We start from the raw sequence: 14631 nt of genomic DNA, 5'->3' as shown, positions 1-14631 counted from the left end.
AAAAGGAATATATTCGTGAGAATTGGATATGGTTTTGATCTTCATGCTTTTGGAAGTATAAAACCATTAATTATTGGTGGTGTTTTAATTCCTTATAAAAAAGGTTTAATTGCTCATTCTAACGGTGATTTATTAATTCATGCCGTAATAGATGCCTTATTAGGCGCTACTGCTATGGGTGACATTGGTAGTTTCTTCCCAAGTGATAATAATATGTATAAAAATATTGATAGTAGAATTTTACTGAAAAAAATTTGGAAAAAAATTGAATTAATAGATTATGTTATTTCTAATATCGATATTACTATTATTACAGAATATCCACAAATGTCACCCTATATTTTTTTTATGAGATCAAACTTATCATCAGATCTTAATACTAAAATAGATAATATTAGCATCAAAGCTACAAGTTCTAAATCAATAGGATGTATTGGAAGACAAGAAGGTATTGCTTGTCAAGCTGTTGTCATGCTTATAAAAAAAATATAAAGTAAATTTATTCAGTATAAAATTCAATGGAAAAAATAAATGCAATTAAAAAATTTTTTAGGAAAATTATTTTTTTTGAAATTTTTATTGTTTTTTTTTGATAGTTTTTCATTCAGCTTATCTACAGCCAATCAAAATAATTTAAATGTTTTTTCTGATAAAAAAAATATTCAAAATTTTATTTTTTCGAAAAAGAATGAGTGTTTTTCATTTAAAAAAAAAATTTTATTTAAACAAGAAACAATAGTTATTGAGAATGATAACTTCATTGGTTTTCTTAAAGAAGATAGATTTCAAATGTTTTATATTGTAAAACTAAAAGATACTTTATACTCTATTGGTAAAAAATCTGGTCATAATTATCATGAATTAGCTAAATTCAATTTTATCAAAAAACCTGATAAAATAATTATAGGTCAAAAAATTTGGATAGGAGACATTTTAATTAATAAAAACATAGATTATTGTTCTATCATTAATTCAGACAACACTACTAGTAAAAAATATAATTCTTGTAACTTGATTTTTGAAAATTCATGGAGGAAATCGAATTTTTTAAATAAAAATACAAAACCGACTAAAATATGTTTTTCTTGCAATCTGGGATTAAAAAAAAATTATGATATTTTGAAGTTAAAATCTTTTACTTTTACTGAGCATTGGTTTTGGCCTATTAAAAGCGCGCATATTCAATATTTTCATGAATCTAGATTAGAAGGAAATAAAAATATAGAAATCTTCGGTTGTAAAGGACAACCCGTTTTTGCTGCAGAAGCAGGAGAAGTTGTATATATTACAGATTTATTTGAAAAATATGGTCGATTAGTTATCATTAAACATGATGCAAACTACTTTAGTGTTTATGCTTTTAATAATTCAGTACTAGTAAAACAAAAAGAAAAAGTATATCCCCAACAGCAAATTGCTACAATGGGATTATCACCTGAAACAAATACACCAAGACTTTATTTTGATATACGCTATAAAGGAGAATCTATCAATCCATTAAAAGTCTTACCTAATATTAATAAATAAAAATAATTTATTAATTTTTTATAACTAATATCAATGTTTTTAAAAAAATATGAAAACTATTATATTTAAAGATTTTTATTTTGAAGCTGCACATTATTTACCATATGTTTCTAAAGAACATAAATGTAGACGATTACATGGTCATTCTTTTTTAGTGCGATTAGAAATAGAAGATCAAATTGAAGAAAAAACTGGATGGATAATAGATTATGCTGATCTTAAATTAATATTTAAACCTATTTATGATCGTTTAGATCATCATTTTTTGAATGAAATACCTGGTTTAGAGAATCCGACAAGTGAAAATTTAGCTCGATGGATTTGGACTCAATTAAAACCTAATTTATCTATATTAAGTGCTGTAGTAATTCAAGAAACTTGTACGTCTGGTTGTATCTATAAAGGTGAGAAAAATAACAAAAGAAATTTATAGCATAAATATAATATTCTATTCATTGTATTAAAAGATATTTATGAAGTTGTATCGAAAGACGCCAATTGTTAATTGTACATTTTTTTATACAAATATCTAAAGCTTCTTTATTTTGACTAATAGGTTGTAACGAAATGTGATGTTTTTTTGTATTTTTTAGCACGAGTAAAATTTTATCTAAATACAATAAATCTTCTTTTTTCAAAACAGGATATTTAATTTCATTCGAACGTAATATTGCTGCACGCAATGTGTTTTGATTTTTTTTAGGGGAGACGGTAACCCAGGTATTTAAAGAACATTGAACTAATTGTGTCCCACTAGTTTCTATTTGACATTTATATCCTTGTTTTTCTAATTCTTCTGTAAGGTACGATAAATCATATATACATGGTTCTCCTCCGGTGATGACTACATGTTTAGCAGTCCATTTTTTTTGTTTAATATAAAAGAGTATTTTTTTAACATTAGCAGAACTCCATTTTGAACTTGGTGTATTTTTTTTTATTAATTCATCATAAGAAATTTCATTTCTATCTAAACATGTCCAGGTATATTTAGTATCGCACCACTTACAGTGAATCGGACAGCCTTGTAATCGAATAAAAATTGATGGAGTACCAGTATAATAGCCTTCTCCTTGTATTGTTTGAAACATTTCATTGATTGGATAATACATAATTTTCCTTGTTAATTAATTATAAAATTTTCTGTAAACAAGAAGCAGGCATATTTTTTAAAATACCTGATTCTTTTAAAAAGCTATGAGTTATTTTTTATAAATTTACACCGCTGATTTGACCTCTTTTAAACCGTGAAAAGGTGCATTGTTTTTACCTAAAAGTTCTTCAATCCTAATTAATTGATTGTATTTTGCAGTTCTATCAGAACGGCTCATAGAACCAGTTTTAATTTGTCCCGAAGAAGTACCTACAGATAAGTCTGCTATAGAAGCATCTTCTGTTTCACCTGAACGATGAGAAATAATGACACTATAATTAGCTTTTTTTGCCATTTGTATTGTTTCAATAGTTTCGCTTAATGTTCCAATTTGATTTAATTTAATTAATATAGAATTTGCAATGCCTTTTTTAATTCCTTTTTTTAAAATATTTTTATTAGTAACGAATAAATCATCGCCTACTAATTGCATTTTATGACCTAGTACGTCTGTTTGATATAAAAATCCTTCCCAATCAGATTCATCTTGTCCATCTTCAATTGATACTATAGGATATTTGTTAGATAGTGATTCCAAATAATGAGTAAATTCTTTTGAAGAAAAATTAGTTTTTTCTCCTTTTAATTCATATCTTTTTTGATTTTTTTCATACAATTCTGAAGCTGCACAATCAATTGCTAATCGTATATCTTTTCCTAATGTATATCTAGTTTTAGATATAGCGTCTTGAATAAGATTTAAAGCTTCTTCATTAGATTTTAAATTAGGTGCATATCCTCCTTCGTCTCCTACTGTTGTACTCATTCCTTTACTTTTTAATAATTCACCTAGTGCATGAAATACTTCACATCCTATTTGTATAGATTCTTTCATTGTTTTTGCGCTAATTGGTTGAATCATAAATTCTTGAATATCAATATTATTATTAGCATGTTTACCACCATTGATAATATTAATCATTGGAAGTGGCATGGAGAACATACCTGGCGTATTATTAATTTCTGCAATGTGTTGATATAAAGGCATTCTTTTAGATGCAGCAGCTGCTTTTGCAACAGCTAAAGATACAGATAAAATTGCATTTGCACCTAGTTTAGATTTATTACATGTTCCATCTAAATCGATCATAATATGATCAATATCACTTTGATATTGGGCGTTTTTATTTTTTAAAGCATTTGATATTGTTTTATTTATTAACGAAACTGCTTTTTTTACTCCTTTTCCCATAAATCTATCTTGGTTTCCATCTCTTAATTCTAGAGCTTCTAAAGAGCCTGTAGAAGCCCCAGAAGGAGAAGAAGCTAATCCAACAAAACCTCCTTCTAAATGAACTTCAGATTCTACAGTAGGGTTTCCTCGGGAATCTATTATTTCACGAGCTATTACTTTGATAATTTTAGACATTTTTAGCCTTAATATGTTTTTAAAATATTTTTTGTGTATAATTTTTTTGTGTGACTTTTTTTATGTTTTCCTGCTGATTTTATAAAATCGATAAACAAAGGATGTCCGTCACGAGGTGTAGAAGTAAATTCAGGATGAAATTGACAGGCTACAAACCATGGGTGATGAGATATTTCTATAATTTCTACTATATTATTATATTGCGAACGTCCCGTCACTTTTAATCCTTTTAATTCTATTTCTTTTAGTAAAAAATTATTTACTTCATATCGATGTCTATGTCTTTCAATAATAATTTCTTTATTATACACTTTTCTAGATAAACTATTTGTACTTAATTTGCAAGGTTGACTACCCAATCTCATAGTACCACCTAAATTAATATTTTTTTCTTTTATATCATTATTTTGATAAAGATCGTTATTCGAATCTTGTATTAAATCAATAACAGGATATTTACATGTAGGATCAAATTCAGTGGAGTTTGCTTCTTTTATTCCAACGACATTTTGCGCAAATTCTATAATTGCGATTTGCATTCCTAAACAAATACCAAAATATGGAATATTATTTTCTCGTGCATATTGTATAGATAATAATTTCCCTATAATACCCCGATCACCAAAACCACCAGGTATTAAAATACCATTAAGGTTTTGTAACAATTCAAAATTATTATTTTCAATCTCTTGAGAATTAATTAATTTTATATTTACTTTAATTTTATTTTTTAAACCTGCATGTTTAAGAGCTTCTATGACTGATTTATATGCATCAGGTAATTTGACATATTTCCCAATAATACCAATAATAATAGTTTCATTAGAGTTTTTTTCCGCATGAATGACTGCTTCCCATTCTTGTAAATTAGCTTCAGGAACATTTAATGTGAAATATTCACAGATATATTCGTCTAATTTCTGATTTTTTAACAATTGTGGAATTTTATAAATAGAGTCAACATCTTTTAGAGAAATTACAGCATTAACTGGTACATTACAAAATAATGCAATTTTCTTTCTTTCATTCAAAGGTATGCTTTTTTCAGATCGACAGATTAAAATATCTGGTTGTATTCCTATTGAAAGTAATTGCTTAACTGAATGTTGAGTAGGTTTTGTTTTTATTTCACCTGCGGTTGAAATGTATGGTACTAGTGTTAAATGTATATATATAACATTTTTACGACCAATGTCTACTGCCATTTGGCGAATGGCTTCTAAAAATGGTAACGACTCGATATCTCCAACGGTACCACCTATCTCTACAAGAATAATATTACTATTTTTGGAGCATAAAATTATTCTCTCTTTAATAGCATTAGTAATATGAGGTATAACTTGAATAGTTGCACCTAAATAATCGCCTCTTCTCTCTTTTTTTAAAACTTGAGAATAAATACTACCTGTAGTGAAATTATTTAAATGTGTCATTTTTGTATGAATGAAACGTTCATAATGACCTAAATCTAAATCTGTTTCAGAACCATCTTCAGTAACAAATACTTCTCCATGTTGAATAGGACTTATTGTACCTGGATCTACGTTAATATATGGATCTAGTTTTATGATTGTTATTTTTAAATCCCGAGCTTTAAGTATTGCTCCTAATGAAGCAGCTGCAATACCTTTGCCTAAGGATGAAACGACTCCACCAGTAATAAAAATATAATTTTTAGTCATGCTAAATATAAAATATTAGTTAAAATGAATAAGTGTTTAATTGAAAAATAAATTTATTTTTTCTCTTAATGGTATTTTACTTTTTAAATATATTGTAAGATTATATACTGATACTAATTATTAGTAATGTTTTTTTATTTGAATTTATTTTTTAAATTCCATGGATCACGTAAACTAACAGTTCGATTGAATATTAAGTTTTCTTTTTTAGAATCTAGATAATCTATACAAAAATAACCGATTCTTTCAAATTGAAAAAATGATATTTTATTATCTTTTTCTATATTTTTTTGTATATTTATCCCTATTTGTTTTTCAATAAAACCTTGTTTTTTTATAAGTGATTCTGAATTGATATAAGATAAAAAATCTTTTTTTTCTTCCGGATTTTTTATGTTGAATAACTGATCATATAATCTAAATTCTGCTGGAAGTGTATTTTGTACTGAAATCCAGTGTATTACTGCAGGATTTTTTTTATTTTTAGGCTTTTTTCCTAAAGTATTTAAATCACAATAACATATTATACTAATAATATTATTATATTCATCTTTTTCTATTTTTTCTGCTTTTATTATGTATGCATATCTTAGACGTACTTCTTCTCCAAGTTTTAATCTTTTGTATTTTTGATCATATTTTTCTTTAAAATCTGAACGTTCAATATATATAATTTTGGTAAAAATAATTTTATGAGTACCTAATTCTGGATTATTAGGATGGTTTGGAACTATAAATATTTCTTTATGATTTTTTTCTAAATTATATAAAATGATTTTAATAGGTTCTAATACCGCCATAGTACGTACGGCAGTTTGGTTTAATTCTTTTCGAATACAATGTTCTAGCATAGAAAATTCTATTAAATTGTTTTGTTTGGTAATACCTATTTTTTGACAAAATTCTTTAATTGAAGATGGTGTGTATCCTTTTCTTTTTAAACCAGAAAGGGTTGGTATACGAGGATCATTCCATCCTTGTATAATTTTTTTTTCAATTAATACTTTTAGTTTTCTTTTAGATAATATTGCAAATTCTAAATTTAATCTAGAAAATTCATATTGCTTGGGATGATTTTTAACACTAGTATTTTGTAATATCCAGTTATATAAACACTTATTATCTTGAAATTCTAATGTGCACAATGAATGAGTAATACCTTCAATTGAATCAGAAAGACAATGCGCAAAATCATACATAGGATATATGCACCATTTTTTTCTAGTTTGATGATGTTCAGTAAAAATAATTCTATATAAAACAGGATCACGCATAATTATAAAAGAAGAATTCATATCTATTTTAGCACGCAAACACGCTTCTCCTTCAGAAAACTCTCCTTTTTTCATTTTTTTAAATAGTTCCATATTTTCTTCAATAGTTCTATTTCTATATGGGCTATTTTTCCCTGGAGTATTTAAAGTTCCTCTATATTCACGTATTTGCTCTTTTGTTGATTGATCTACATAGGCAAGACCTTTTTTAATTAACTCTTTTGCATATTCATATAGTTTGGGGAAATATTCAGAAGTATAATGAATATTACCATTCCATTGATAGCCTAACCAATTAATATCATCCTCAATGGCTTGAATATATTTAATATTTTCTTTTAGTGGATTGGTATCATCAAATCTGAGATTACATCGTCCATTATATATTTTTGCAAGTTCAAAATTTAAACATATAGATTTAGCATGACCGATGTGAAGATATCCATTAGGTTCGGGTGGAAAACGAGTATAAAAAGATAATTTTTTATTTTTTTTAAAATCTTTATTAATAATTTGACAAATAAAATTATTATTATTTTTTATTGTATTATTCATTATATTCCTATATTTTATTTTTTAGCTATTTTCAATCAAAATAATTGTATTGATTATTTAATTCATATATTATATATTATGTTTTTAATAGGCTACGTAGCTCAGTCGGTTAGAGCACAGCACTCATAACGCTGGGGTCATGGGTTCGATTCCCGTCGTAGCTACCATTTTAGCGGGAGTGGCGAAATTGGTAGACGCACCAGATTTAGGTTCTGGCGCCGAAAGGTATGCGAGTTCAAATCTCGCCTCCCGTATTATACACGAAACACTTTTTACTAGAATATAATTATGGGGTATAGCCAAGTGGTTAAGGCACCGGTTTTTGATACCGGCATCCCTGGTTCGAATCCAGGTACCCCAGCCACTCTTAAAGACTATCTTTTACTTTTTAACTTCTCGATATAAATAATATTTCAATAAAGAATGCAAACTTATTATGTGAAACTATTAATTTCATATTATATTTTAATTGAATCTGATCAAAAATCTATTCTTTTTTTTATTTTAGAATTTTTATTTAAAATAAAATAGGTTTTTTTATATTATGAATTTAAATAAATTTAAAAAACAAGCAGCATGGGCTGCACTAGATTATATTTATCCTGGTACTATTATTGGAGTAGGAACAGGTACTACTATTTGTTACTTTATTGAAGCGTTAAGTACAAAAAAAGATTTAATATACGGGGCAGTATCTAGTTCTAATTCTTCTACTCTATTATTACAAAAACAAGGAATAGAAGTATTTAATTTAAAAAATTTTAGTTCGCTAACTATTTATATTGATAGTGCAGATGAAATCAATAATCATATGCAAATGATAAAAGGCGGAGGGGCCGCTTTAACAAGAGAAAAAATTATTGCTGCAATGGCAAAGCAATTTATTTGTATTGTAGATAAATCCAAAATAGTAAATGTTTTAGGAAATTTTCCGCTGCCAATTGAAATTATTCCCATGGCTCTTTCTTATGTTTCAAAAGAAATAATAAAAATGGGAGGTAATCCAAAATATCGAAAAAATGTTATTACAGATAATGGTAATATCATTATAGACGTATATGATATGTTTATCACAGATCCTTTATCAATGGAAAAAAAAATTAATTCATTACCGGGAGTTGTTACAGTAGGTTTATTTGCTTCTAGAAGTGCTGATATTGTTTTAATTGGTACACAGCAAGGAATAAAAACTATTAAAAAACAATAACATATAATTTATGCTTAAAAAAACCCTTAAAAAAAGAGAGAATATTCGTAGAGATATGCGTATTTTACGTAAATCCTTAACTACTTTACAAAGATATAATGAATCTATAAAAATTTTCATAACGTCTTGTAATTTTAGTTTGTTTTATAATTCTACAAAAATAGCTCTTTTTTTGCCATTTGATGGAGAAATTAATACCTATCCTTTAATTTTAAATTTATGGAAAAATAAAAAAAAAGTTTTTCTTCCTGTAATACATTCTTTCAATAAAAAAAAAATGTTATTTGTTCGTTTTTTTTCCAATTCCATCTTATATAGAAATAAATATAAAATATTAGAACCATTTTTTAAATCTAAAGATATTATTCCAATATGTGATTTAGATGTAATAATAGTACCATTAGTTGCTTTTGATAAAACCGGTTCTAGATTAGGAATGGGCGGGGGTTTTTATGATTCTTTTTTAGCAAACTGGCAAACAAAAAATTTTATCCCCATGGGTTTTGCTTATAATTTTCAATTAGTTGATAATTTACCTAAACAGTATTGGGATGTGTCTTTACCTATTGTTTTAACGCCAAACAAAATATGGATTTTTTAAAAAAAGACTAATAAAATATTAAAGATATGTATTATTTTAATAAATCACCGAATTTCATTTGCAATGCACTAATTACTGCAACAGAAGCCGTTTCTGTTCTTAAAATTCTAGGTCCGAATTTAATAGCAATAAATTCATATTGAATAATTTTTTGAATTTCTTTTTCTGAAAAACCTCCTTCAGATCCAATTAGTATTTGAATACGCTGTATAGATTTTGGTAATTCATTTAATGTTAATATTGATTTTGGATCTAAGATAATTCTAATATCATTTTTGTTTTTTTTTTGACACCATGAAAAAACATCTTGAGGGTTTTTGATTTTAGGGAGAATATTGCGATTGCATTGTTGACATGCAGAAAGAGCTATTTTTTCCCAACGCTTTATCTTATTAAAAAAGTTTATATTTTTTTTTTTAATATTACAATTTTCAGAAAACAACGGAGTAATAATATTTACGCCCATTTCAACTGATTTTTGAATGGTAAAGTCCATTTTATCATTTTTAGAGATAACTTGTCCTAAATGAATATGAAGAGGAGATTCGACGTTTTTAAATTCACAATGGAATATTTTAAGTTTAATTTTTTCTTTAGAAATAAATATAATCTCAGCAAGAAAAATATAGTTAGTATTGTTAAATATTTCTAATATATCTTGTACTTTCATTCTTAAAACTTTTCTAATATAATGCGTATTATCTTTTGATAAACAAAAAACTTTATTAACAACAAAGTTATCTTTAATATAAATACGTCTGATATTTTTTTTCATATTTTTATTTTTTGTTGCACTTTTTATAAACGTAATTATTATGATGACCTTGTACATTAAATATCAATTTTTCTCTTTCACATTCCCAGTTAGTGACAGGAAAAATTTTATCCCATATTTTAAATAATGTATTTTGTTCTCTAGATAAAACAATATGATATTTTTCACTCATATAAAAATAAGTTCTAGCTATGGCACCTCGAGCTCTTTCAGGTGGCTCTACTAGTTTTTTCTTAAAATCTATTTTCATATTACATTGTCCGTATGATGAAACCTTATTATTTAATTGACTATACATAAAATTAGAACGGTCTCCATTTATTTCTCCAATAGCAGGTTGTAAATTGTGAAGATCAGATTCAATATTTTTATATATACGATCTTTAACACATTTTTTACGCCCTCCTTTTTTCCAACATTTTTTTTGATGACCAAACTGCCATGCTGGTACTACATGTTCCCATTCAATTCTTGTAGCACGATTTTTATCTTTTCTAATTTTATACCCACATGAAAATAAATTAGGGATTCCTTTTTTTTGCTTCCAAATAATTTTACATCCACAATAAAATGAACCAGGAGCATTTTTGTGAATTTTAATTGCTACGAGTTTTGCTTGATAGAAATTGTGTATAGTATTTTTTCGGAAATTATTTTTTTTATTTGAGGATAAAAAAAAAATATACTAATTATAACAATAAATATTATTTTTATCATTTTTATTTTATCTATTTTAAAATACAAGTTTTTCTATGATATATTTTTGTTTTTTAACATAAAAATATATCTTTTTTCTTAATATTAAAAATATACTATATTTTATATATTCACAATAAATATTAAATTATAATTTTTTATATATTACAGATATAAAGATAATTTTTTTTAAATAAGGCAGATAAAACATGACTGAATATCTTTTTACATCTGAATCAGTTTCAGAAGGTCATCCAGATAAAATTGCTGATCAAATTTCTGATGCTCTACTTGATGAGATATTAAAACAAGATCTTAAAGCACGTGTTGCTTGTGAAACTTATGTTAAAACAGGCATGGTTTTGATTGGTGGAGAAATCACAACAACTGCATGGGTCGATGTTGAGGAAATTACTCGTAATACTATCAATAATATAGGTTATATTGATTCAGATGCAGGATTTGATGCTAATTCATGTGCAGTATTAAGTGCAATTGGAAAGCAATCATTAGATATTAATCAAGGTGTAGATCGGATCAACCCTCTAGAACAAGGAGCTGGAGATCAAGGAATAATATTTGGTTACGCTACTAATGAAACTAAAGTATTAATGCCAGCACCTATTACTTATGCTCATCTTTTGATGAAAAAACAATCTGAATTAAGAAAGAAAAATATTTTACCTTGGCTTAGACCTGATGCTAAAAGTCAGGTCACATTTAAATATAGAAACGGAAATATAATAGAAATAGATACTGTAGTTTTTTCCACACAGCATCGAGAAAATATTACTCAAAATATTTTAAAAGAAGCAATTATGGAAGAAATTATCAAACCAGTACTACCAAGTAAATGGTTAACAAAAAATACAAAATTTTTTATTAATCCTACAGGTAGATTTGTTATAGGGGGTCCTATGGGGGATTGCGGTTTAACAGGGCGGAAAATTATTGTTGATACTTACGGTGGTATGTCTAGACATGGAGGTGGTGCTTTTTCAGGAAAAGATCCTTCAAAAGTAGACCGTTCTGCAGCATATGCAGCTAGATATGTAGCTAAAAATATTGTTGCTGCTGGTTTGGCTGATCGTTGTGAAATTCAACTGTCTTATGCGATCGGAATTGCAGAACCAACTTCTATCATGATCGATACTTTTAGAACTGGAAGAATAAGTAATAGCGCTCTGATTAGTTTAGTTCGTAATATTTTTGATTTGCGTCCATATGGATTGATTAATATGCTAAATCTACTTCAACCTATTTATCTTAAAACAGCTGCTTATGGACATTTTGGTAGAGAAGAATTTCCATGGGAACAAGTGGATAAAATAGACGAATTATCTCAATAAAAATATTCTAATAGTTTGAGATTTTAAAGACTATATGCTGTAAGAAAATATTTTAAAATAGATAAGTGTTTTTGAATATGAATAAATATATTGATTGTGTATCTGTCCCATGTTTACTAGCATGGGAGAATTTTTACTTTTTTATATATTGTTCAAAAGATAGCATATCCGATTCTTCTATTTTCTTTGTTTTTTGATGAGAGCGAATAGTTTCTTTTTCTAAAATATTTTGATTTATATTTAAATAATTTTTATCAATAAATTTTTTATGATATTTATTAGCTAAATATAATCCCGTTTTTTTGATACCTGATCTAATTAAAAATTTTAAGAATTGAGCAGAATAAGTTAGATCTGGATCTTGAAAAAATAATTTCATTTCATGGCATGTTTTTTGATATAAAACATTATCTTCGTTATAATCAAGTATTGAAGCAATTTGATCTAAATCTTTAAATATTATTTTGCTTACTTCTATTAATGTTTTTTTCTCATATTTATTATTAATATAAATTTCTTGATTAGGTTTTCTTCCTTCAAAAATTATTGTTTCCCAATTTTTATTTGTTAATGAAAAATCCATTGTATCAATTTGAGGCAAGTCAATTAGAGCACACCAAATCAAGAATAGATCTAAAAAAAGTATTTGTTTTTTGCTTATACCTATAGGTGAAAATGGATTAATATCTAAAGAACGTATTTCTACATATTCAATTCCTCTATTTTTTAGAGCTTCTATTAGTGATTCGCCATTATTCGTTTTTCTTTTAGGCCTGATTTGTATATAAAGTTCATTTTCCATTTGTAGAATATTGGTATTTAATTGTTTAAAATTACCATTTATATCTTTTAATCCTATATTAATAAATTGTTTTGATGGTGTTTCTATAGCTTTTTTTAATGATTTAATATATGAGTTTAAATCATTAAACATAATATTTAAATCTATACTATTAACATTAGTATATCCAATATCGCTGAGTCTTAATGAAGTAGACCATGGCAAATACAATATATTTTCTTTGTTTTTTTTGAATAGATATTTTGTTTTTTTATTTTTTAAAAAAGATGGGGATATTGCTGGAGAAGCTCCAAATAAGTACGGAATGATCCAACCGAATCGATAATAATTTCTCATTAAATTTAAATAGCATGCTGAAACATAGTCAGTATTATTCTTTTTATTTGTTGTTTTCTTCCAATGATCCCAAAAAATTACGGGTAATGAAAAATTGTAATGTACACCTGAAATAGTATTTGGAAGATCACCATAGCGATTTTTTAGACCTATTCGATAAATGGTTTTCATTTTTCCAAGATTAGAATTACCGTATTGAGCAATTGGAATATTTGTTTTACTTTCATAAAAGTAAGGTATACTGAAGGGCCACATGAGTTCATTTTTTGTCTTTAAAGCTGTAAAACAGTGGAGATCTTTTAAAAAAGATAATAGATAATCTATATTATTACTAGTAGGTGTAATAAATTCTAACAAATTTTCAGAAAAATCTGTAGTGATCCATCTGTGTGTTAAAGGTGAACCGATTAAGTATGGGTGCATTTTTTTAGAAAAACTTCCATTTTTTTCAATTCTTAAGGTTTCACGTTCAATTCCTCGAAAAATACTTTTTAAAATTTTTGGGTTTGCTTTTAAAAAAGCAATTTTTTTCGAGATATCTTGTATCAATTTTTTCTCCTGATTTAAAATATTTAATTATCTTTTATGAATTTTGAACATATTACATATTTTAATTTTTTATGTATTTTTAATTCAGAGATGTATTGATTATTAATGATTTATTTTGCATCCGGAAGGATTCGAACCTCCGACCGCTCGGTTCGTAGCCGAGTACTCTATCCAACTGAGCTACGGATGCAATATTGAAAATTAATTGGTGGCGGTGAGAGAGGGATTCGAACCCTCGATGCAGATAATTTCTACATACTCCCTTAGCAGGGGAGCGCCTTAATCCTCTCGGCCATCTCACCTAACTATAATTTTTTTAGTTTTTTCTATTTTTATTTTACTTTTTTTTTTATATAAGTCAAATACATTTTATACATATTCGTAGGTTTATTGTTTTAATTTTATAGTAAATATTAAATATAAAAAACTGCATCTTACTCAAGATTAGTAAGACGCAGTATTGTTCAGCAACTTTTTTTTTGTTTTTTTTCAGCTTGAATACGTTGATATATTTCTTCACGATGTACCGAAACTTCTTTAGGGGCATTTACACCAATACGAACTTGGTTACCTTTAACTCCTAGTACTGTTACAGTTATCTCGTCGCCAATTATTAACGTTTCGCCAACTCGACGAGTTAGAATAAGCATTCTGTGCTCCTTGAAATATTACAAGAGTTTGATCTCTCTAGTTCCTAGTGTTATCAATCATACAGGGTTAAACGTAGACCATAAAATTTTTTAATAATATATTATT

General features: G+C 26.7%; 14 protein-coding genes and 5 tRNA genes. 9 read left to right on the top strand and 10 right to left on the bottom strand.

Annotated elements, in window-relative coordinates:
• Nucleotides 1–15: 15 nt before the first annotated feature.
• From ispF to queD, 3 genes are read left to right on the top strand one after another with little or no spacing between them, the layout of a single operon-like run.
• Nucleotides 16–492: a 2-C-methyl-D-erythritol 2,4-cyclodiphosphate synthase gene (gene ispF / locus D9V68_RS02145; RefSeq protein WP_158357888.1), complete on the top strand. Its 477-nt coding sequence runs from the start codon at nt 16–18 to the stop codon at nt 490–492.
• A 39-nt stretch (nt 493–531) separates the two neighbouring features.
• Nucleotides 532–1527, top strand: a complete 996-nt coding sequence (locus D9V68_RS02140; RefSeq protein WP_158357886.1) for a peptidoglycan DD-metalloendopeptidase family protein — start codon at nt 532–534, stop codon at nt 1525–1527.
• A 49-nt stretch (nt 1528–1576) separates the two neighbouring features.
• Nucleotides 1577–1960 (top strand): 6-carboxytetrahydropterin synthase QueD, encoded by a 384-nt coding sequence (queD, locus tag D9V68_RS02135; protein WP_158357884.1) that lies wholly within the window; start codon nt 1577–1579, stop codon nt 1958–1960.
• A gap of 19 nt (nt 1961–1979) precedes the next feature.
• Here queD and queE read toward each other — a convergent pair whose 3' ends face one another.
• The 4 genes from queE to glnS form a co-directional block, all read right to left on the bottom strand.
• Complete coding sequence (gene queE / locus D9V68_RS02130) at nt 1980–2639, bottom strand: 7-carboxy-7-deazaguanine synthase QueE (protein ID WP_158357882.1); 660 nt, start codon at nt 2637–2639, stop codon at nt 1980–1982.
• Nucleotides 2640–2744: 105 nt separating this feature from the next.
• Nucleotides 2745–4049, bottom strand: coding sequence for a phosphopyruvate hydratase (eno, locus tag D9V68_RS02125; protein WP_158357880.1), 1305 nt, complete (start codon nt 4047–4049; stop codon nt 2745–2747).
• 8 nt (nt 4050–4057) lie between these two features.
• On the bottom strand, nt 4058–5731 hold the full coding sequence (locus tag D9V68_RS02120) for a CTP synthase (RefSeq protein WP_158357878.1): 1674 nt from the start codon (nt 5729–5731) through the stop codon (nt 4058–4060).
• A gap of 134 nt (nt 5732–5865) precedes the next feature.
• Nucleotides 5866–7560, bottom strand: coding sequence for a glutamine--tRNA ligase (gene glnS / locus D9V68_RS02115; protein WP_158357876.1), 1695 nt, complete (start codon nt 7558–7560; stop codon nt 5866–5868).
• Nucleotides 7561–7650: 90 nt separating this feature from the next.
• On the opposite strand from glnS, the gene D9V68_RS02110 reads away from it, so the two are divergent.
• From D9V68_RS02110 to D9V68_RS02090, 5 genes are all read left to right on the top strand, one after another.
• Nucleotides 7651–7727, top strand: a tRNA-Met gene (locus D9V68_RS02110).
• Between the two features lie 5 nt (nt 7728–7732).
• Nucleotides 7733–7814: transfer RNA gene (locus D9V68_RS02105), tRNA-Leu, on the top strand.
• A gap of 35 nt (nt 7815–7849) precedes the next feature.
• Nucleotides 7850–7924 (top strand) — tRNA-Gln (locus D9V68_RS02100).
• Nucleotides 7925–8104: 180 nt separating this feature from the next.
• Nucleotides 8105–8767, top strand: coding sequence for a ribose-5-phosphate isomerase RpiA (gene rpiA / locus D9V68_RS02095; RefSeq protein ID WP_158357874.1), 663 nt, complete (start codon nt 8105–8107; stop codon nt 8765–8767).
• Nucleotides 8768–8777: 10 nt separating this feature from the next.
• Nucleotides 8778–9368 (top strand): 5-formyltetrahydrofolate cyclo-ligase, encoded by a 591-nt coding sequence (locus D9V68_RS02090; RefSeq protein WP_158357872.1) that lies wholly within the window; start codon nt 8778–8780, stop codon nt 9366–9368.
• A 31-nt stretch (nt 9369–9399) separates the two neighbouring features.
• Here the strand turns inward: D9V68_RS02090 and D9V68_RS02085 are convergent, their stop codons facing one another.
• Nucleotides 9400–10200 (bottom strand): 16S rRNA (uracil(1498)-N(3))-methyltransferase, encoded by an 801-nt coding sequence (locus D9V68_RS02085; protein ID WP_410051798.1) that lies wholly within the window; start codon nt 10198–10200, stop codon nt 9400–9402.
• Complete coding sequence (locus D9V68_RS02080) at nt 10148–10825, bottom strand: endonuclease (protein WP_158357868.1); 678 nt, start codon at nt 10823–10825, stop codon at nt 10148–10150. The genes D9V68_RS02085 and D9V68_RS02080 overlap by 53 nt, the downstream gene beginning before the upstream one ends.
• Nucleotides 10826–11048: 223 nt before the next feature.
• Between D9V68_RS02080 and metK the strand changes: the two genes are divergently transcribed.
• The gene (gene metK / locus D9V68_RS02075; protein WP_158357866.1) at nt 11049–12188 is read left to right on the top strand and encodes a methionine adenosyltransferase; all 1140 of its coding nucleotides are present in this window, start codon (nt 11049–11051) and stop codon (nt 12186–12188) included.
• 133 nt (nt 12189–12321) lie between these two features.
• Here metK and gshA read toward each other — a convergent pair whose 3' ends face one another.
• From gshA to csrA, 4 genes are all read right to left on the bottom strand, one after another.
• Nucleotides 12322–13875 carry a glutamate--cysteine ligase gene (gene gshA, locus D9V68_RS02070; RefSeq protein ID WP_158357864.1) on the bottom strand — a complete coding sequence of 518 codons (1554 nt, stop codon included), beginning with the start codon at nt 13873–13875 and terminating at the stop codon, nt 12322–12324.
• 116 nt (nt 13876–13991) lie between these two features.
• Nucleotides 13992–14065 (bottom strand) — tRNA-Arg (locus tag D9V68_RS02065).
• Between the two features lie 19 nt (nt 14066–14084).
• A tRNA-Ser gene (locus D9V68_RS02060) sits at nt 14085–14177 on the bottom strand.
• A 162-nt stretch (nt 14178–14339) separates the two neighbouring features.
• Nucleotides 14340–14525 (bottom strand): carbon storage regulator CsrA, encoded by a 186-nt coding sequence (csrA, locus tag D9V68_RS02055; RefSeq protein WP_158357862.1) that lies wholly within the window; start codon nt 14523–14525, stop codon nt 14340–14342.
• Nucleotides 14526–14631: the final 106 nt, after the last annotated feature.

The sequence above is a fragment of the Buchnera aphidicola (Hyperomyzus lactucae) genome (assembly GCF_005081705.1).
GTDB lineage: Bacteria > Pseudomonadota > Gammaproteobacteria > Enterobacterales > Enterobacteriaceae > Buchnera > Buchnera aphidicola_Y.
The sequence above is the reverse complement of the archived record's forward strand: the minus strand, read 5'-3'. Positions and strand labels throughout refer to the sequence as shown.